This is a genomic window from Vibrio sp. 1CM8B, from assembly GCF_023161685.1.
GTDB classification, from domain to species: Bacteria; Pseudomonadota; Gammaproteobacteria; order Enterobacterales; family Vibrionaceae; genus Vibrio; species Vibrio coralliirubri.
In genome coordinates, this window is the sequence record NZ_JALNTU010000001.1 from 271,619 (window position 1) to 291,729 (window position 20,111).

Below are 20,111 nucleotides of genomic sequence, written 5' to 3' on the forward strand. Positions count from 1 at the left end.
TAGAGGGGAGTAGAAAATATACAGAACGGTGTTTTAAAGAGGTAGATCACTTAATCTAGGAGGAGTAGACAGCACACAGATCTAATTATTCAGCATAAGTGAGATCTACTTCAAATATATAATTTGAACTTCATCGATGAATTATTTTTTTAACCGTAATTATTCTGTGAAGTTGCTTGACCTTACTGTGACAAAGCTTTTTACTTATAGTTCACTGATGTCGATAAACGAACAAGAAATCAAGCAATGACTAGAACGCTCGCTCGCCCTTATCCACTAGGCGCAACGCTAGGTAACACTGGCTGTAACTTTTCAATTTATTCTCCTGACTGTAAATCACTCTCTCTCGCTCTTTTTGACGAGAACGACGAATTCACCACTTATAAATTGGAAAATGAATACGCTGATATCAGATATGTCTTTATTGATGGTATCAAAGCGGGACAAAAATACGGCTTCATTGCAGAAACGGACAATGGCCCTATCCTGCTTTCAGACCCGTATGCCAAGGCAATAAGCGAACCGCTAGATTACATCACGCCATATACCAATGAAAAAAGCTTTGCTATGGCGAAATGTGTTGTTGTTGATGACACCTTCGACTGGCAAGACGTAGAAAAGCCACGCATTAGCCGTGAAGATACTGTTCTTTTTGAAACGCATGTAAAAGGCCTATCTCAACTGCACCCAGAAGTGGCAGCCAATACTAAAGGTCGTTACTTAGGGTTAGTGAGCCCTGAAATGCTTGCGTTCTACAAACAACAAAATATCAACTCTCTACAGCTTCTACCCGTTGCTGCGTGTATGCATGAACCCCATCTATTGGACATGGATAAAGTGAACTATTGGGGTTACAACCCATACTTGTTCATGGTGCCAGATCCACGCTACGCAGAAAAAGACGCTGTTAATGAACTCAAAACCGCCATTCGTGAACTTCACCGCAATGGCATCGAAGTTATTCTAGACGTGGTGTACAACCACACGGCAGAGGGTGGCGAAGGTGGTACAACCTTCAACCTCAAAGCGCTAGATAGCCGTTACTACATTAAACATGGCTGCCATTACGCGAACTTTACTGGTTGTGGTAACACCGTTGATCTCACCCATCAACCAGCACTTAACTTAGTGATGGATACGCTTCGTTATTGGGTAAGTGAATTCCAAGTCGACGGCTTCCGTTTTGATTTGGCTGCAACACTGGGACGCGAAGGTGATAACTACAACCCTGAGGCTGCATTCTTTAAAGCTGTGGCTCAAGACCCTGTACTTAAAGAAACCAAGCTCATTGCAGAACCTTGGGACATCGGTCCGAATGGCTACCAAGTGGGTAATTTCCCATTAGGCTGGAATGAGTGTAACGACAAACTACGAGACATCACTCGTAGCTTCTGGCGTGGTGATCAAGGCTACCTAAAAGAGTTTGCAACCCGTTTGATGGGGTCACGTGACATCTACAGTGCAGCGCACTGGCCGTACAAATTAACCGTCAACTACATCACTTACCATGATGGCTTCACCATGCAGGATCTTGTTTCTTACAAGCATAAGCACAACGAAGAGAATGGTGAGAACAACCGCGATGGACACGGCGACAACCGTTCTGAAAACTACGGTGTTGAAGGTGAAACCGAAAACCTGTTAGTTATTGCGACACGTGAAAAGCAGAAGCGTAACTTCATGGCGAGCCTGCTGTTTGCTTTTGGTATTCCTCATATTTTGACGGCCGATGTGTTATCTCACACTCAAAAAGGTAACAACAACGCTTACTGCCAAGATGGCGTGACCAGCTGGCTTAACTGGGAAGATTCAGAGCGCAAGACTTACTTCAAGACTTGGTTATCTGAAATGATCTCTGCTCGTCAGCAATACATGGTGCCGTTTATTAAGGCATTCAGTGGCGAAAAGCGTAACTCTAACCGCATCTTCTGGAGCCGCGTAGATGGCACACTTATGGAACATGACGACTGGAACCGCTTAAGCTCAGTAGCTTTGCATTTAGGTATTGGTAAAGATGGCGACGAGTTGATTTATCTGATCAACCAAACCAATGCGCCCGCACGTTTCTCGTTACCTAATGATCGTGAACAAAACTGGGTAACCATTTGTGATACCAACTCGCGAAACGTCAAACCAGGTCATGCAGAAGGTGAAATGTTGTTGTCGCCAACTTCGATGGCAATTTTGCACTACTCGCCAGATAAAACTGATTTGATTAAAGCAAAAGCTAAGTCAGCTTAATAAAACACCGAAAATCATAGAGGCCAGTTATATTTATAGCTGGCTTTTTTGTTAGCTGAATATCTCAAAAATCATTCATCCATATGGAATCATTTGCATTGATGTGGTTAATGAAACTGTTTAGTATTGCCGTACTATAAAAATGAATCTATAACGTCTTTGGATATCATGGCTTTACCTAAAACATTAATTCGGCTTTTTAAACCATACATTATTTTATTAACTGGAGGGATGCTCTATCTTGCTGTGGCTCAGCTTGAAAAAGTAGAAACAGCAGCAACAGAACAATCATCAACAAACATTCGTATCGCAAGCTCTACCATTCGTTCCAACATCGAAGCCACATTCGGCAAACTCTATTTTTTAGAAACCAGTCTAGGCTTACCTAAAACGGCTCCAATCGGTGATAAAAAATTCAGGGAGTTGAGCGATAATATTCTAAAAAGAACACCAAACTTCTCTGATATCGTTCGTTACCAACCACAATCCCAACAATATATATCAAGTCGTGGATTACCTCTTTCCCGTGAACAAATTGACTCCATAAAATGGAACTCAATAGACAGTGTGGTTGAAGATTTCTACATCTCTTCGATTTACCAGAAAGCAGATGGTCGTTGGGTGTTCGCAGTTAAACACACCGCCGAAAAATTGAATGAAGAAATATGGATTGAGTTTGATCTTCTACACACCACACAAGGCTTGAGAGACTTAAAAACGCTTAATCACGGCTATGTGTTTGTCGTTGACCGAGCAACAGAACGACTGGTCTTCCACCCAGACCCAAAGCGTATCGGATCTAAATCAGTCAGCTATCACGCAGGTATCAGCCACCAACTCTCACAAGGTGAAACCGTTGGTAAGCACGAATACTACTATCAAGATAACTTCAAAATATCGGTGTTTGACGCTGACAACAGCTTGAACTGGGTATTCATCGCAGGCACCGATCGCCATGATATCTTAACCAGCTCACACCAGTTTACTTTAACTGGCTTGGTGCTTGGTTCACTGCTTCTATTGTGGATTGGCGCAAACTATTTGGCTTATCGTTTGAACGTGTCCTTGTCGCAACTGAATAAAGTCGATGACCTTGTAAGCTTTAAGCGAGAGTTAAAATCCATACTGGATAGCTTCACCTACCAAAAAGGCATTCAATTCTGTCTCTATCAGCCGGACAACCACTCATTCAGTACCATCGACTATCACGGAAACAAGTCAACGTTACATTGTGACAAAGCCCTTGCAGAGCGATTTACACCGGATACTATGGCTTACCGAAGTGGTAAGTACGCCGATCCACTGGCATGTAAACTCAAAATACACCAACGTCATTACTGTATTCCTTTGCACTCTCGTAAGCAGTTGATCGCAGTGTTGTACGTAAACGCAAACTTACCGATCAGCCAGAGTATTCTGCGAATGATCCGTGATTACACTGAGGTTTCTTTGTCTAACTTACTGCTTCAACATCAATTGAGTCGCAAAGACCTGATGACGCAGTTAGACAATAAAAGCAGTTTCAGCATCGCCATCGAAAACTACGTGAGCGAGCCCGACACCTATGTCGCACTGCTTGATATCGATAACTTCGACCACGTAAACCGTGCTTACGGTGAAGCAGTGGGCGACAAGATGATCAAGCTGACTGCAGAATCGATACGCTATTACTTCCCTAAACCGAAAGGCCTTTGCTTGGCGCGTGTTGGAGGAAAGGAGTTCGCGGTATTGTTCAAAGCCAATGATGTGAAAGATGCCAAATTCCAGCTAGACCAGTGCAGAGTCGGAATCGCAGAGAAAACCATCGTCACTCCAGATATCACTTTATCGCTAGGGGTTAGCGTGGGATACTCACAAATAGAAGGCGAAACAGACTCAGCTTTAGCGCTGGCGGAACAGGCAAAGCTTATCGCACAACAGCTTGGTAAGAACCGAGTGGAAGGCCATATCAGAGCCGTTGCCAAAGCATCGTAAACCTATACTAACCATTCTGTAGCCATCACACACCACAAAGCACCTAGGATTCACACCCTAGGTGCTTTTGTTTTTCTAGAAAGTCATTACAATGCGCCTTCGATAAGACAACATCCCTTTTCTAACGACGCGAACCTTATGAAGCTAAGTAACCGACTGCAAACTCTCCACTCCCTTGTCAGCAATGACTACCAACATATTTGGGACTGTTGTTGTGATCATGGCTTTTTGGGTGTTCAACTGTTGTCGGATAATAAAGCGCCTCAGATTCACTTTGTCGACATTGTCCCGTCTCTGATGTGTGAGCTTGAAGGCAAGCTAGCGCGCTACTTTCCACAAAATAATAAAGCCGAACAAACGGTTACCAGCCAATGGCAAGTCTACTGCATGGACGTCGCCGCTATCCCGCTTGAGAAACATACTGGCAAACACCTGGTGATTATTGCGGGCGTCGGTGGCGATCTCACTCAGAAGCTCGTCGATGATATTCATCGTCAACACCCAGACAAAGCGATCGATTTCTTGCTTTGTCCGGTGCATCAGCAATTCGAGTTGAGAAGCCATTTAAAGGCGCTCAATTTTGGTCTTATTGATGAAGTGTTGATTGAAGAAAACCGTCGTTATTACGAGATTTTATTGGTGAGTAATAACCAAGGTGATGCTAAAAAGAACCAAACCATTAGCGAGATATCAAACGTCGGTGACAAGATCTGGGCACCAAGCTGTGATGAAAAAATAAAGGTATCACAGCAATACAAAGCCAAAACATTGCAGCACTACTTGCGCATCCATCAAGGACAAGAGAAGCAAGGCAAACTGAGCCAAGTAAAACACATCATCGAGGCTTATCAAGCAATTTAACTTTACACTCTCTTTGAGTGTCTTCACCTTAAAGAGTTAAAAACATAGTAAGCACTAACTTCACGGTTCAAAACCAATGAAACCTATTCAATAAAAAAGCCGACAGTTCAGTGAACTGTCGGCTTTTTTGATGCTATCTGTTTGATTTGAGCTTACTGCTCTTGTTTCTTATGAACAGCATCAAGCCCATCAATCGTTTCAGCCTCACAGAGCGTATCAACCCCATAAACCGTATCAAGATAGGCGTCTTTCTCTTTCCACGTGCTATTCAACCAACTGTGGAAACGGCGCTTAAACGCTTTGTCTTCAAAGTAATTGCCGTTCACGTTCTCGTCCATCGGATGCAATTTAATACGCACCACGACCTTGGTCATTTTGCCTTTTAGCATGTCTTCAAACGGAGAAGTCTGGTTTTCTGGATAAGCCAGAGTGACATCAACAATGCCATCTAAGATTGGCCCCATTGCCGATAATGCAAATGCTACACCACCAGTTTTAGGCTTCAATAGGTGTCGGTAAGGGGTTTTTGCTGTCGCCAGTTTCTCATGATTGGCACGCGTCCCTTCAACGAAGTTAACCAAGGTTGTCGGCGCTAGCTTGAACTTAGTACACGCCTTGTTGATTGCATCGAAGTCATCATTACGACGCTCAGGATTACGCAGCAAAAACTCACGCGAGTGACGTCTCATGAAGGGCATATCTAGCCCCCAACATGCCAGTCCAACAAAAGGGACGTACAGCAGTTCATGCTTAAGGAAGAACTTAGTCATCGGCATCTTGTCTTTCAAGATAGAAGACAGAATAACAATATCCGCCCAGCTCAGATGATTCGACATCATCAAATACCACTGTTTGGTCGAGATATCTTCCCCGCCTTCGACTTGCCACTCGATGTCGTTGTTCACGTTCAACATCCAAAGGTTGAGCGAAGCCCAGCACCAAAATGTGAAGTTAGCTAAACGAGTACACGACTTCTGTACAACAGAGATTGGCAGAATCAATTTGATGAGGCCAAAGAAGCTCACGGTAAACGCAGTCATTGCGGTATTGATGGTCACGAACAATACGTTCAAGGCCATACGAAGATTATCAAGCATAAAACACGGCTATATTGAGATCGAAAGCCGCCATTATACTCATCTGCAAAATATTCTCTTTAGTAATTGGTTGAATACCCTAGGGGTCAAACCACTGCACTAATTTTGCTTGTATCTAAAGACCAATTCATCGTTCTTAATCAACAAAATCAGCATCAAAAAATACCAATAATGTCATTTAGACTCAAAGTTAAATAAGTCCATTTGACACAATTTCAAATTATTCTCACCACAAAAGCAGTATTGATAAGCGTTCTCATTATTGGCATGGTACATGCAACTCCAAAATGTAAATAGTTGAGTATCCTTAATGAGATAACTTCTCTACGTAAAGGTGATGATATGACAGATATTCCTCATGGTTTGGTAACCGGTAAAGTTTTAAACAAGACGGAATGGACAGATCAACTGTTCTCACTTCAAGTCAGTGCTCCTGTCTCTCACTATCAGGCGGGGCAGTTCACGAAACTTGGCTTGCTTAACAGTGAGGATGAGTTCGTAAGACGCGCCTATTCGATGGTAAACGCACCAGAGCACGAACAAGGTCATCAACATCTGGAGTTTTTGATTATTAAGGATCAGAACGGTCAACTTTCACCTCAACTTCATGAGTTGAAGGTGGGCGATGACATCTTTGTCGGCAAAGACCCAAGTGGCTTTATGACCTTGGATGAGATCCCAGAGATCGCCGACGATCTATGGATGCTTTCGACCGGAACCGCGGTTGGGCCTTTTATCTCAATGCTCGAAAGCATGCAGATACAACAGCAAAACGGCTCCGAATCTGAAAAAGTCGCCTCGTTCAAAAACCTTGTACTGGTTCATGCCGTAAGAACAGAACAAGACCTGACTTATCGAGACCGTATCGCTCAACTCGTTCATCACTTCCAAGGGAAACTACAATATGTGCCAATTATTTCTAGAGAATCAGTCACCGGAACTTTGCGCGGACGAATCCCAAGCTTGTTACTTGGAGGCGACCTTGAGCAAACCGCGTCTGTCGCTTTCAATCAAACCCGCAGTTTTTTCTACCTTTGCGGCAATCCGCAAATGGTTCGCGACACAAGTGAAGCACTAACCAGCTTAGGTTTCGAAAAGCACTTACGCAGAAAACCCGGTCAATTCAGTAGTGAGAACTACTGGTAAATAACAACCGCCACCCGTTAGACAGAAGCACAACTTTCAAAGAACAGTTAGAGAAGAGGTTTTATATGAGTCATTTACGTATTCCGTCACACTGGAAAATTCAACGTTCCACTCCATTTTTCACCAAAGACAACATACCAGCTGCGCTTCTCAATCATCACAATACCGCTGAGGGCGTATTCGGCCAGATCTGCGTAATGGAAGGCACCGTCACCTTCTACGGTTTTGCCGATGCAGAAGCGACAGAACCAGAAAGTGTTATCACAATCGAAGCTGGGCAATTTGCCACAAGCCCACCTCAATATTGGCATCGAGTAGAGCTTAGCGACGACGCACAATTCAACATTAACTTCTGGTCTGAGAAAGAGACCAAGAAGATGTTCAACACCCGAAAGTAAGATCCATTCAATATTGATGAACTTATAAGCAAGCTGCCTCGTACTGTGATTTTTAATGTTCAAGAACTGAAGAAAAAGACCAAATAACCATAGTAATTACAATGACTAATGGTGATAGACAAGAGAAAAAAACTCTAGCACACTGAACAGAGTTATTAGTTTTAATCCCGTTTCAGAGAATGAATCAGTGGGTTATTTATATTTTAGGTAAGAGAGGAAGCCATGCTCAACATTGCTTTTTTTAGCTCAAAATCATACGACGAAAAATCATTTGAACTGGCAAAAGGCGAACTCAACGCCGAGTTCCATTTTCACGATTTTCGACTCACCACAACAACAGCAAAAATGGCACACGACAACGAAGTGGTTTGTGCGTTTGTAAACGATGACCTATCGCGAGACGTGTTAGAGATTCTTGCTCAAGGCGGCACCAAGCTGATCGCGATGCGCTGTGCAGGCTTTGATAAAGTCGACCTAGAAGCAGCCAAAGAGTTTGGCCTGCAAGTGGTTCGCGTTCCGGCTTACTCACCAGAATCGGTAGCAGAACACACGGTTGGCATGATGATGTGTTTGAACCGTAAACTACACAAGGCATACCAACGCACTCGTGATGCGAACTTCTCTCTTGAGGGGTTAGTTGGCTTTAACTTCCACGGAAAAACAGTCGGTGTGATTGGCTCGGGTAAGATTGGCCTAGCGACCATGCGAATTCTGAAAGGTTTAGGCATGAACATCCTATGCTACGACCCATACCCAAACCCGTTAGCTGTTGAGTTAGGCGCTAAATACGTTGAACTCGACGAGCTTTACCAAGAGTCTGACGTGATTTCTCTGCACTGCCCAATGAGTAAAGAGAACTACCACCTGTTGGATGCAACGGCATTTGAGAAAATGAAAGATGGCGTGATGATCGTCAACACCAGCCGTGGTGAACTGCTTGATTCAACCGCAGCGATTGAAGCACTCAAACAAAGTAAAATCGGCGCGCTTGGCCTTGATGTTTACGACAACGAGAAAGAGTTGTTCTTCCAAGACAAATCTAACGATGTGATTGTCGATGACGTATTCCGTCGCCTATCCGCTTGTCACAACGTGCTGTTCACAGGTCACCAAGCTTTCTTGACCAAAGATGCGCTGTTCAACATCGCCAATACAACGCTCACCAGTGTCGATGCTTTCTTTGCTGACAACACCAGCGGCAACGAACTCGTTTAATAGCAGATTGAGTTAAAAACAAACTAGCTCTACAAATACAAAGCCACGCTATTCTGAAGTGAACAGCGTGGCTTTATCGTTTATTCAGTATTCTAAAACCGTTCCTAGACGCAGAAATGACAATCTTCGGTATCTAAACCATACACGCCTTTTCGAATCGCAAGGTGCTCTTCACCGGCTTTTACGCCCATCTCGTAACCTGCATTAAGAGTACTTTCATCCATAGTTAAACGCTTAACCGCGAAGGCTTCTGGCGGCGCTATCACTTTAATGGTCGCATCTTTGGGTGGGTTACGAATGAACTCCAAAGACTGGTTGTAGTTTTCAGCACGCACCGCCATCGATTCTGCAATATTTGGGAATTTCTTTAATAGTTTCTTCAGCATCCATTGGTGCTTTTGAGGCTTCATTCGGTAACTTAAAGGATGAGAAAGAATCACCGTAATGTCTCGCGCACCACGACGGTATGCTTCGCGCACCGGAATCGAATCCGCGACACCACCATCGGTATAACAGCCGCCAGAGAAACACGGTGTCTCGCGGTAAGCAATAGGTAAAGCGGTGGTCGCTTCCACCACGTTAGAAAGGTTTTCTGGCTTAATATGGTAGTAGTCTGCACTGCCCGTATCGACGTTTGTTACAGCAGCGATGAGTGGGATACTTGAAAAAAGCTCACCACAATCGAGCGGATAACGCTGATTGGATTCGTTCCATAACCATTTCACGTCCACTAAATTACCACCTTTGGCAAAGCGAGTAGGATTAAAGAAGGTCTTATCCGTCGCCATCGTGGTGATCACATCATAACTGCGTTTTGGTGCATGAGATAAGTAGCCAACCAGATTCGACACACCTGCAGATACACCGATGGCAAAGTCATAAGGACGGAAATCGTCTTGCATAAAGGCGTCTAAAACTCCGGCAGCAAAAATGCCTCTCATTGCTCCACCTTCAACGATTAATGCGCTCTTATTCATCTCAAACTCTTCTACTTTATAAACTGATAGTCGTAGAATAATCCCATCACTCTTACAAAGATAATGGGATAGATTTATCAATTCGATAGGTAAAAACTATCAATGAGGATTATTAAATTTTTCAATAATTTAGGGTTGCTTAATAACCGGCGAGATCAAAAAAGGCCATCAAATGATTCACTCAACGGCCTTTCAATTAATCAATCATCTTGATTACGACTTAAATTCACTCACATCGATTTCAAGCAGTTTACCAATGCCTTCACCATAAGCTGGATCGGCTTTGTAACAGTGTCTTAGATGACGCAGTTGAATCTCTTTTGGCACGCCGCCTAGGTTACGAGCTGTATTATCAAACAGAATCGCTTGCTTCTCTGGTGTCATTAGGCGGAACAAGTCACCCGGCTGCGAGAAGTAATCTTCATCTTCACGGTGATCCCAGTGTGCTGCTGCGCCATCTAGGTTCAGTGCTGGTTCAGCGAAATCTGGTTGCTCAGCCCATTGACCTTCGTTGTTTGGCTCATAACCTAATGTGCCACCGAAGTTACCATCGACGCGCATCGCGCCATCACGGTGGTAGCTGTGTACTGGGCAACGAGGCGCATTCACTGGAATGTGCTGATGGTTAACACCCAAACGGTAACGTTGCGCATCACCGTAAGCAAACAGACGGCCTTGTAGCATCTTGTCTGGCGAGAAGCTGATACCTGGAACTACGTTTGCAGGGTTGAATGCCGACTGCTCTACTTCTGCGAAGAAGTTTTGCGGGTTGCGGTTTAGCTCGAATTCACCCACTTCAATCAACGGGTAATCTGCATGAGGCCAGATTTTAGTCAAATCGAATGGGTTGTATGGAACCTTCGCTGCATCTGCTTCTGGCATCACTTGTACTTTCAACGTCCATTTCGGGAAGTCTTGGTTATCGATGCTATCTAGCAAATCACGTTGGTGGCTTTCGCGATCATCACCGATCACTTGTGCCGCTTCTGCATCAGAAAGGTTCTTAATACCTTGCTGAGATTTGAAGTGGAATTTCACCCAGAAACGTTCGTTATCAGCGTTGATGAAGCTGAACGTGTGGCTACCAAAACCGTGCATGTGACGGTAAGTTGCCGGGATACCACGGTCACTCATTACGATAGTAATTTGGTGCAGAGCTTCCGGAAGAGAAGTCCAGAAATCCCAGTTGTTTTTCGCGCTACGCATGTTGGTGCGTGGATCACGTTTCACCGCGTGGTTTAAGTCAGGGAACTTAAGAGGATCACGAAGGAAGAATACTGGCGTGTTGTTACCCACCATATCCCAGTTGCCTTCTTCAGTATAAAACTTCAATGCAAAGCCACGGATATCTCGCTCAGCATCGGCAGCACCGCGCTCACCCGCAACTGTTGTGAAACGTGCAAACAAGTCGGTTTTTTTACCCACTTCAGAGAACAATTTTGCCTTGGTGTATTTTGTGATGTCGTGTGTAACGGTAAATGTGCCGTAAGCACCTGAGCCTTTCGCGTGCATACGACGCTCTGGAATCACTTCACGATCAAAATGGGCCAATTTCTCCAAAAACCAAACGTCTTGAAGAAGTTGAGGACCACGTTTGCCCGCAGTTTGAACATTCTGGTTATGAGCAACAGGACAACCCGCAGCTGTAGTTAGTTTTTTACTCATCATCAATTCCTTATTACCTTTTAGGTGCAGCATCTTTGTTGCACCGCCACTTCTGTATGGTAGTTATTCATCACACAAAACCACGCAGTAACTAAGGATATAGAATAAGCTTGAATCAAAGTAAAATATAATCGTTTGTAATTATCGTTACCATGGACAAAACCTATCAAGTTAATGATCTAAATCATAATCATTTCATATTGATAAGAATATTTAAAATATAATAATCATGAACTTACGAAACACAGCAAACCAAACATCGGTTCACCCCATCTTGTAGATCCCCACTATTTTTGCGATATTTTGTGACCTAACCGTAAAGTCGCTGCAATATTTCTTGCCGTTCTCGTCAAGTTGATATCAGCCTCTTGTAGTACTTTTTCTAAGGTTTGAGGTGATCTCACGGTACCAAACAAGCTGTTCATTTCACCATACAAGGCTTCAACCTCTGTACCTAAAGAACCTGCAATCCCTATGGTCGGAATGCCCTGTAAGCTCGCACGTTTAGCAATCCCATAAGGCGCTTTTCCTTGCAGAGTTTGATTGTCCATCTGACCTTCGCCGGTAATCACAAGGTCTGCGCCTTTTAGTACTTCATCGGCTTGCAAAACATCAAGCACCATCTCAATACCCGGTTTAATCTGCATGTTAAACAACAAACCAAGTCCCATTGGAGCACCACCAGCCGCGCCATAACCAGTACGCTTGTGAACAGGGTCATCGCCACCAACAAGGCCTTGTGTTTCTGCAACTTGAGCAAAATTCGCAAGCGCCTTATCAAGCATCAAGACATGTTCTAGGGTCGCCCCTTTTTGTGGGCCGAATATATGGCTGGCACCGTTGTCACCACACAGCGGATTATCGACATCGCATGCCACAATCAATTCGATATCTGCACAGCGCGAATCTAAGCCGGTAAGATCTATTGATGCGAGTTCTGCAAGTGCAGCACCACCTCGGTTAAGCTCTTGCCCTGCATTATCTAACAGTGTCCCACCTAACGCTTGAACAATACCCGCACCACCATCATTAGTCGCACTGCCACCCAATCCAAGAATAATCGTTTGAGCCCCCTGCTCTATCGCTTCCAAAATCAATTGCCCAGTGCCAAATGAAGAAGCCACCAAAGGGTTACGCTGCTCTGGCGCTAATAAATCCAAACCTGATGCCGCAGCAATTTCAACCAGTGCCGTTTTGTTCGGGTTGCTATCGGATGGCTCAAGCATCGCCCATTCAGCATTAACCAATGCGCCCAACGGCCCTTCCACTTGATGTGTTCGCTTCTGCCCTACTAAACCTTGCAATAACACATCCACAGTCCCTTCGCCGCCATCGGCCAAAGGCAAGGTCACGTATTCAGCGTCAGGGAAGATTTCACGAAAGCCCTTTTCAATGCACGCCGCCACCAATACAGCCGATAAAGATTCTTTAAACGAGTCTGGTGCAATAACAATTTTCATACTGAGAGATCCAAAAGATTAGTAATTTTGTGAGTGTCCGATCCAAAAATGCCCCTATTGAAGATCAGCAAGCTAATCACTTAATAGGGGCAGTATATAAAGGTAAGCAGTATTAGTTAGTAACGGCTGTCTTTACTTGTGATTTCTCTTTGCTTTTTAGCCAAACGAATACAGCACCTAGAACCGCAATTGGAATCAGTGGGTCGATCAACGTACCGCCTTTACCAAACACTAAGTTTAGAATCATGATGATGCTTGCACCAATCGCCCATGCGATAGTTGAAGACACAGACCAGATCTTAATTTGGTCAGCAAGTTCAGTAATACCTAACGTACGGTTGATGATGTGGAAGTACGAATCGTTCAAATGAGAGAAGCCAACCGGACCTACCGCACATGCAAGTGCTACGAATACTGGGTCTAGACCTAACGTTTCAACCAATGGCAGCGTCATCGTTGCTGCAACCATCATTGATGCCGTTGCTGAACCTTGGATTAGACGAAGCATTGAAGCAATTGCTAGTGGTACAAGTAGAGGTGGAATACCGCTGCTCGCGATAGCTTCGGCTACTTGAGGGCCAGCACCTGATGCTTTAAGTACTGCACCCATTGCGCCACCACAGCCAGTTACCACAAGAATTAGACCTGTAGTAGACAGAGCATCATCCATAGAGCTAACCATGTCTTTGCGCTCAATATGACGAGTAAGACCGTATAGCGCCATAAGAACACCGATACCAACAGCAACCACTGGGTTACCAATCAACGAAATAACGTTGTGCATTGCAGTGTCACCTTGACCAACAAGCGTGTTGATTAGGATGAATGCGATTGGCAGCAGAATTGGACCGAATGATAAAAAGTTACTTGGTAGCTCTCTGTCATCTGTTTCTTTTACTTTCTCAAGGTTTGCCCAATCAGCTTGGTTAGTAATCCATGTCTCTCCGTTTGGTACGCGGTAGTACTCGTTACCTACTCGGCGAATATAAATCATAGAAAGAAGCATCATAGGGATAGAAACCATCAAACCCCATAACATGTATTCACCTAGGTCTACACCCAGAATTCCAGCCACAGCAACTGGACCCGGTGTTGGTGGCACAAGTGCGTGAGTGATAAGCAAGCCAAGCGCTAGAGTCACACCTAGGCCAACCGCTGACTTCCCCGTATCACGTGAAATTGCGCGAACAAGAGAATGCAAAATGATGTACGCAGAGTCACAGAAAACTGGTATAGCGACAAGCACCCCTGTAAAACCTAGCGCTAAGTCTTCACGACCTTTACCACACAGCTTTACAAACGTTTTTGCCATTCGAACAGCGGCTCCAGAGCGTTCGAAACACGCGCCCATGATAACGCCGAACGCGATGATCAAACCAATACCACCAAGCACGCCACCAAAACCAGCTTTAATTGCATCAATCAACTCTGTTGGCGCCATACCCGCAAAAAGACCCATGATGATACTTGCAATAACCATAGCAAGTGCGACTGGGATTCTCGTTTTAATAATCATACCCATCATGGCTAAGATGCCAATTACGATGCCTATCAGTGCTCCATCCATTTTTATATTCCTTTTGTCTCTTTCTTCATTTTTATGAAAATTGTAGGGTGGTGCATATAGGTGATATCGGGATCACCTATTGCACTTTATCGTTATGTGTTGGCTTACCTGTAAGCCGTGTTATCTAAATCAGTTTTTACTTTTATGGTTCGTTACATATAAACGCCATTCACACCGCGCTATAAGTAACTTTTTACCCAGCCAAGCCCCTCTTCTGTCGTGCCTCTTGGGTTATATTCACAACCAATCCAACCTTGGTAACCTGAATCATCCAAAACACTAAACAAGTGTGGGTAGTTCAGTTCGCCTTCCGATGGTTCATGCCTTTCTGGTACAGAAGCAATTTGGATATGACCGGTATAAGCAGCCACTTCACGAATCAAAGTACTTAAATCACCATCCATGATTTGCGCGTGATAAAGGTCGAGTTGCAGCTTCACATTTGGCCTATCGACTAACTTAATCAGTTCGACAGCGTCACGTTGGTGAGCAACGAAGTAATTAGGAACATCACGGCTATTTAGCGGTTCAATCATCAATTCGATGTTATGCTCAGCAAACTTATCTGCGGCAAAACGAATATTTGAGATAAAGGTTTCAACGTGTTGCTGCCTCGTGAAATTCGCATCATGTAGACCCGACATCGCGTGAACTTTCTTGCAATTCAGCGCTTTAGCGTACATAAGTGCCGTATCAACGCTGGCTTTAAACTCTTCTTCACGGCCAGGAATCGCTGCGAAGCCACGCTCGCCTGCGTCCCAATCACCTGGAGGCATGTTGAACAGCGCCTGTTCAAAACCAAATCTCTGCATTTTTGCTGCAAGCTCTTCGGCCTCAAATGCATAAGGGAATAGGTATTCAACAGCTTTGAAACCGGCTTGGTGTGCTTTTTCAAAACGCTCTAGAAATGGTACTTCTGTGAATAACATCGTTAAGTTTGCTGCGAACTTAGCCATTATTTGCCTCTCCCTTTTAAATCCATCACTTCTTCGTCCGTTAGGTAACGGATATCATTCCCTTTCAATAAGAATGCTAATTTGGCGGTCTCTTCTAGCTCTTCAGCGTTATCAACGGCATCAACAAAGTCAGTGCCTGTTACTACTGGGCCGTGGTTTGCTAACAAAAATGCTCGATAATCACCTGCTCGTTTTGCCAACTCTTCAGCGATTTGTGGGTCACCCGGACGTAGGTAAGGAATGACTGGTAACTCGCCAATTCGCATCACGAAATACGGTGTGAAAGCCTTAATCGCGTTGTTACGATCCAACCCTTCAAGGCAAGACAACGCGGTAAGGTAAGTAGAATGCAAATGAACAATGGCATTGCATACAGGATTATTACGGTAAATCGCTAGGTGGAATGCCGCTTCTTTAGAAGGCTTCTTACCTGAGATGTGGTTGCCATCGATATCGACAACCGACAATTCCTCAGCGACAAGGCGACCAAATGAAGAGCCTGTTGGTGTTGCTAGAAAATGCCCATTAGGTAATTTGATAGACAGGTTACCTGCACCACCAGTGGCGTAACCTCGTTCGAACATTGAACGAGCGAGCGTGACCATTTGCTCTCTTAACTGCTGCTCGTTCATCAAAACTTTACTCATTTGAATCTCGCTTATGAAAAGAATGATTGAGCTTTAGCGAAGAAGTTTTCATCACCAAAATTGCCCGATTTTAGCGCTAGTGATAGCTCACCTTCGACCGATTTAACCCAAGGCACACCTGGTGCGATTTGAGGACCAATATGAAAACCTTTCACGGCTAGGCTTTGCGTCACGACGCCTGATGTTTCACCACCAGCAACGATGAAGTTTTTCACGCCATGTTGTTGTAGTTTGATAGCGAGTTGACTAAAAAATTGTTCAACGGCGTGGCTTGAAGCTTGTGCGCCGTACTCTTCTTGAATTGCTTTTAGTGCGGCAGCATCTGCGGTTGCATAAACCAAAGGAGCAAACTCGCCTTGGTTATTGGTCATCACCCAATCGAACACTTCATTGGCGTATTGATCATTGGTTAAGCAAGCCTTCACATCGATAGCAAAGTGAGGAGCAAGCTGCTTGTATACCGCAACTTGTTGGTTAGTCATCACTGAACAAGAACCAGAGAACACAACGGTTGGTGCTTTGACTGGGCTACCGGCATGTTTTGCATCACTTTGGTCAGCAAGATGTTCTGTCCAATTTTTAGCGATACCAGCAGCTAGGCCTGAGCCACCTGTGATTAGTTTCAGAGATTTAGCCGCTTGACCTAACGTCACCAAGTGCTCTGCATTAAATGCGTCTACCACGGCGTAGCGACTACCTTGAGCTTTGAGTTCGTTAAAACGAGCGGTAACCGCATCAGCGCCCTGTTCAATCGTTTGAAAGTTAACTAAACCGGAAACACCTTCTGATTGTGCGTCCATCATTCGAACCACACTTGAATCCGTCATTGGTGTAACAGGGTGATTACGCATACCTGAATCACTGAGCAACTCACCAAAAACAAACAAATGACCGTTGTAAACCGTGCGACCATTTACTGGCAATGCAGGGCAAACCATAGTGAAAGATTCTCCAAGTTCAGCCAAAAGTGCATCTGTTACGGGACCAATATTGCCCTCAGCGGTACTGTCGAACGTTGAGCAGTATTTAAAGTAAAACTGTTGGCAGCCTTGAGATTGAAGCCATTTAAGCGCAGTAACCGAATCCGTCACCGCTTCGTCAACTGGGCAAGAGCGAGATTTAAGGCTGATCACCACAGCATCTGCTGATGTGTCAAACTCCCCCGTTGGAATCCCATTCAATTGAACAGTGCGCATACCGTTTTCAACCAAGAAACCAGCAATGTCTGTTGCACCTGTAAAGTCGTCTGCAATAACACCTAATAACATGATTATTTCTCCGCCTTTGACGTATTTACACCTGGTAGATCAATACCTTGGAATACTTTAATCACTGCGCTGTCATCTTCTTGACCAAAGCCAGCATTGCTCGCGCTAACGAACATGTTCAGTGCAGCACTTGATAGCGGGAGTGGGAATTTCAGGTCTTGAGCGGTATCTGATACCAAGTTCAAATCCTTCACAAAGATATCAACCATAGATTTTGGAGAGTAATCACCATCGACTACGTGCTTCATGCGGTTCTCGAACATCCAAGAGTTGCCCGCTGCATTCGTAACAACGTCGTACATCAAATCAAGCGGAATGTTTGCGCGTGCGGCTAGTGCCATCGCTTCAGCGCCCGCAGCAATATGAACACCTGCTAGTAACTGGTGGATAATCTTAACGGTCGCACCAAGGCCAATGGCCTCACCGATGTTGTAGACTTTAGCTGCAGTTGCATCGAGTACAGGAGCCAATACTTCGAATGTACTTGTCGAACCTGAAGCCATGATGGTCATTTCACCGGCTTCTGCTTTTACTGCACCGCCGGACACTGGCGCATCCAGCATCACAAGATCATGTTCAGCAAGCTGAGCTTCGATTTGTTTCGCGTCTTCTGCTGAGATCGTTGCCGAGACCATAACTGGCGTGTTAGGTCTTAGTGCCGCCGCAAGACCAGTCTTAAACAGTACCGTGTTAACTTGAGCTGCATTCACAACCAATACCAAAACTGAATCAAGTTTGTCTGCAAACTCAACCGCACTTGTCGAAACCGCTTTTGCGCCATATTCACCCAAGGTTTCAAGCGCTTGCAGATTCAAATCGAAACCATATACATCAAGCCCTGCACGCACGCATGACTTCGCTGCGCCCATGCCCATAGAACCTAAACCGATAACACCAACAGATTGAACTTCATTCATAGCAAGATGCCTTTCACGTAATTATTGAATTCTAGATTTGTTAATTCTTGTTTATGTTTGTGATTATATGTGAAGCAACCGAATGCGACTTAGTGATAAGTCACACTTTTAACAAAAGTTAACACAGTTGAGTAATTTAACCCTTTCGAGGCATTAGATAAGGGTAATTTCGGCAGCAATCACAGTTCTAATTGCTATTTCACAACAGATATTCACAGATATTCACAAAACAGCTAAAGATTGATAGGATGATGAAAAATAAGAACATAGAAGAAGAATCATGATTCCAGCGGAACGTCAGAGAACCATTTTGTCACTATTATCACACCAAGAAGTGATCAGTATTTCTGAGCTTGTTGAGCACTTAGAGGTGTCTCATATGACCATTCGTCGAGATATCGTAAAGCTAGAGACATCAGGGAAAGTGATTTCAGTTTCGGGTGGCGTTCAGCTGACTAAAGCACTTCACAGCGAATTGTCACACGACATCAAGGTAGAACAGCAAGCAAGCGAAAAAGCTCAAATAGGTCAACTAGCTGCTCAATTGGTTCCTGAGTATTCGACTATCTACTTAGACGCTGGAACAACCTCTTTGGAGATCGCTCACCAACTTGCAGGGCGAGATGATCTGCTTATCATCACCAATGACTTCGCGATTGCCGCGTACCTAATGAACAGCACACAATCTGAGATTTACCATACTGGTGGCAAGATTGACCGTGAAAATCAATCGAGTATTGGGGGCAAAGTAGCTGAGTTCTTGGCAGGGATGAATATTGATATTGCGTTTATCTCTTCTTCGTCTTGGAATCTAAAAGGGCTCTCGACACCTTGTGAAAATAAGGTATTAGTCAAACAAGCCATTGTTCAAGCAGCTCATTCAAACTATCTGATTTCAGACTCAACCAAATACGGACGTATCGCTACTTTCCACGCCTTAGATTTAAGTGCGCTTGATGGCGTGATCACCGACATTGATCTTTCGAGTAGCGTGATTGATGAGCTTCAAGACAAAGGCATCAAGGTCATTAATTCGTAACGGATCCCTCATCAAATTTCAGGCTCACCAACTAAACATTCAGAGCCTGAATGCCACCACTCCAAAACCATCTATTTATCTACTCGACAAAAATAATTCTTACAATTAAGCGTTTATATTCATTAATAATATTGGCGGCGGGCGGCATAATAGCCGCGAATCCTTTTAACGAGTTTGGTTATGTTCTACAAGCGTCTTTTGGTATTGGCTTTACCGCTTACTTTTGTGTTTCCCACCCATGCTGAAACGTTTGGTGAGCGAATGACGCGCATCGAACAAGAGAATGTACTGGCGAAAACCATGAGTGAAGAACAAGTTGAATTGATACAAAAAGTCGTACAGACCAACCACTGCGCTAAAGTGGCGTTAACCCATCACCAACGTATTTTAGGTCAATATAAGGTTGAGACATCTTCTTCTGAGTTATTCGTAAAGTGGCGTCAACTCGGTAAGCAGTTAGACGCTCAATACGAGACAGATTACCCCGGCTACCCTAAGCACGCTTTTCAAGAATATCCTGCGGCTTCAGGCAAAGTCGATGGCTACCTTTTTGCTCTAATCGACAATGGTTTAAACGAGCAATCCTGGATCGCCAAAGAGTTTAAGCAGTGTAAAAAGAATAAGCTCATATCCCGAACCTAAGCTCTAGTCTACTCTGGTTCGAGAGTACTCACTCACATTGG

The 20,111-nt window shown here is 44.3% G+C and carries 17 protein-coding genes; 8 read left to right on the forward strand and 9 right to left on the reverse strand.

What is annotated here, in order from left to right; translation table 11 throughout:
* Window positions 1-246 precede the first annotated feature (246 nt).
* The 3 genes from glgX (at window position 247) to MSG36_RS01095 (ending at window position 5,076) form a co-directional block, all read left to right on the forward strand.
* Entirely contained in the window at window positions 247-2,241 is a 1,995-nt protein-coding gene (gene glgX, locus MSG36_RS01085) for a glycogen debranching protein GlgX (protein ID WP_086968738.1), read from the forward strand.
* A gap of 231 nt (window positions 2,242-2,472) precedes the next feature.
* Window positions 2,473-4,215: a diguanylate cyclase gene (locus MSG36_RS01090; protein ID WP_248365839.1), complete on the forward strand. Its 1,743-nt coding sequence runs from the start codon at window positions 2,473-2,475 to the stop codon at window positions 4,213-4,215.
* A gap of 138 nt (window positions 4,216-4,353) precedes the next feature.
* Window positions 4,354-5,076: a tRNA (adenine(22)-N(1))-methyltransferase TrmK gene (locus tag MSG36_RS01095; RefSeq protein WP_248365840.1), complete on the forward strand. Its 723-nt coding sequence runs from the start codon at window positions 4,354-4,356 to the stop codon at window positions 5,074-5,076.
* A gap of 152 nt (window positions 5,077-5,228) precedes the next feature.
* On the opposite strand, the gene MSG36_RS01100 is transcribed toward MSG36_RS01095, so the two are convergent.
* The gene (locus tag MSG36_RS01100; RefSeq protein WP_048614542.1) at window positions 5,229-6,173 is read right to left on the reverse strand and encodes an acyltransferase; all 945 of its coding nucleotides are present in this window, start codon (window positions 6,171-6,173) and stop codon (window positions 5,229-5,231) included.
* Window positions 6,174-6,515: 342 nt separating this feature from the next.
* On the opposite strand from MSG36_RS01100, the gene MSG36_RS01105 reads away from it, so the two are divergent.
* From MSG36_RS01105 to MSG36_RS01115, 3 genes are all read left to right on the forward strand, one after another.
* Window positions 6,516-7,319 carry a ferredoxin--NADP reductase gene (locus MSG36_RS01105; protein ID WP_050632784.1) on the forward strand — a complete coding sequence of 268 codons (804 nt, stop codon included), beginning with the start codon at window positions 6,516-6,518 and terminating at the stop codon, window positions 7,317-7,319.
* Between the two features lie 65 nt (window positions 7,320-7,384).
* Window positions 7,385-7,717, forward strand: a complete 333-nt coding sequence (locus tag MSG36_RS01110; protein ID WP_009845875.1) for a DUF1971 domain-containing protein — start codon at window positions 7,385-7,387, stop codon at window positions 7,715-7,717.
* A 222-nt stretch (window positions 7,718-7,939) separates the two neighbouring features.
* A complete protein-coding gene (locus MSG36_RS01115) occupies window positions 7,940-8,932 on the forward strand; it encodes a 2-hydroxyacid dehydrogenase (RefSeq protein WP_050620406.1) in 993 nt (330 codons plus the stop codon).
* Window positions 8,933-9,036: 104 nt separating this feature from the next.
* Here the strand turns inward: MSG36_RS01115 and MSG36_RS01120 are convergent, their stop codons facing one another.
* The 8 genes from MSG36_RS01120 to ltnD form a co-directional block, all read right to left on the reverse strand.
* Complete coding sequence (locus MSG36_RS01120; protein ID WP_248365841.1) at window positions 9,037-9,909, reverse strand: patatin family protein; 873 nt, start codon at window positions 9,907-9,909, stop codon at window positions 9,037-9,039.
* 213 nt (window positions 9,910-10,122) lie between these two features.
* The gene (locus tag MSG36_RS01125; protein WP_048609850.1) at window positions 10,123-11,574 is read right to left on the reverse strand and encodes a catalase; all 1,452 of its coding nucleotides are present in this window, start codon (window positions 11,572-11,574) and stop codon (window positions 10,123-10,125) included.
* A gap of 287 nt (window positions 11,575-11,861) precedes the next feature.
* Window positions 11,862-13,034, reverse strand: coding sequence for a glycerate kinase (locus MSG36_RS01130; RefSeq protein ID WP_248365842.1), 1,173 nt, complete (start codon window positions 13,032-13,034; stop codon window positions 11,862-11,864).
* A gap of 112 nt (window positions 13,035-13,146) precedes the next feature.
* On the reverse strand, window positions 13,147-14,601 hold the full coding sequence (locus tag MSG36_RS01135) for a TRAP transporter large permease subunit (RefSeq protein WP_050620404.1): 1,455 nt from the start codon (window positions 14,599-14,601) through the stop codon (window positions 13,147-13,149).
* 179 nt (window positions 14,602-14,780) lie between these two features.
* Complete coding sequence (gene otnI, locus MSG36_RS01140; protein WP_050620403.1) at window positions 14,781-15,557, reverse strand: 2-oxo-tetronate isomerase; 777 nt, start codon at window positions 15,555-15,557, stop codon at window positions 14,781-14,783.
* Window positions 15,557-16,204, reverse strand: a complete 648-nt coding sequence (locus MSG36_RS01145; protein WP_017086591.1) for an aldolase — start codon at window positions 16,202-16,204, stop codon at window positions 15,557-15,559. Before MSG36_RS01145 ends, otnI begins: the two co-directional genes overlap by 1 nt.
* Before the next feature lie 11 nt (window positions 16,205-16,215).
* Window positions 16,216-17,472, reverse strand: coding sequence for a 3-oxo-tetronate kinase (otnK, locus tag MSG36_RS01150; protein ID WP_102442334.1), 1,257 nt, complete (start codon window positions 17,470-17,472; stop codon window positions 16,216-16,218).
* 2 nt (window positions 17,473-17,474) lie between these two features.
* A complete protein-coding gene (gene ltnD / locus MSG36_RS01155) occupies window positions 17,475-18,389 on the reverse strand; it encodes an L-threonate dehydrogenase (RefSeq protein WP_102442333.1) in 915 nt (304 codons plus the stop codon).
* 280 nt (window positions 18,390-18,669) lie between these two features.
* Here ltnD and MSG36_RS01160 point away from each other — a divergent pair, with 280 nt between their 5' ends.
* Window positions 18,670-19,428: a DeoR/GlpR family DNA-binding transcription regulator gene (locus MSG36_RS01160; RefSeq protein WP_017072299.1), complete on the forward strand. Its 759-nt coding sequence runs from the start codon at window positions 18,670-18,672 to the stop codon at window positions 19,426-19,428.
* A gap of 180 nt (window positions 19,429-19,608) precedes the next feature.
* The gene (locus tag MSG36_RS01165; RefSeq protein ID WP_248365844.1) at window positions 19,609-20,070 is read left to right on the forward strand and encodes a hypothetical protein; all 462 of its coding nucleotides are present in this window, start codon (window positions 19,609-19,611) and stop codon (window positions 20,068-20,070) included.
* Window positions 20,071-20,111: the final 41 nt, after the last annotated feature.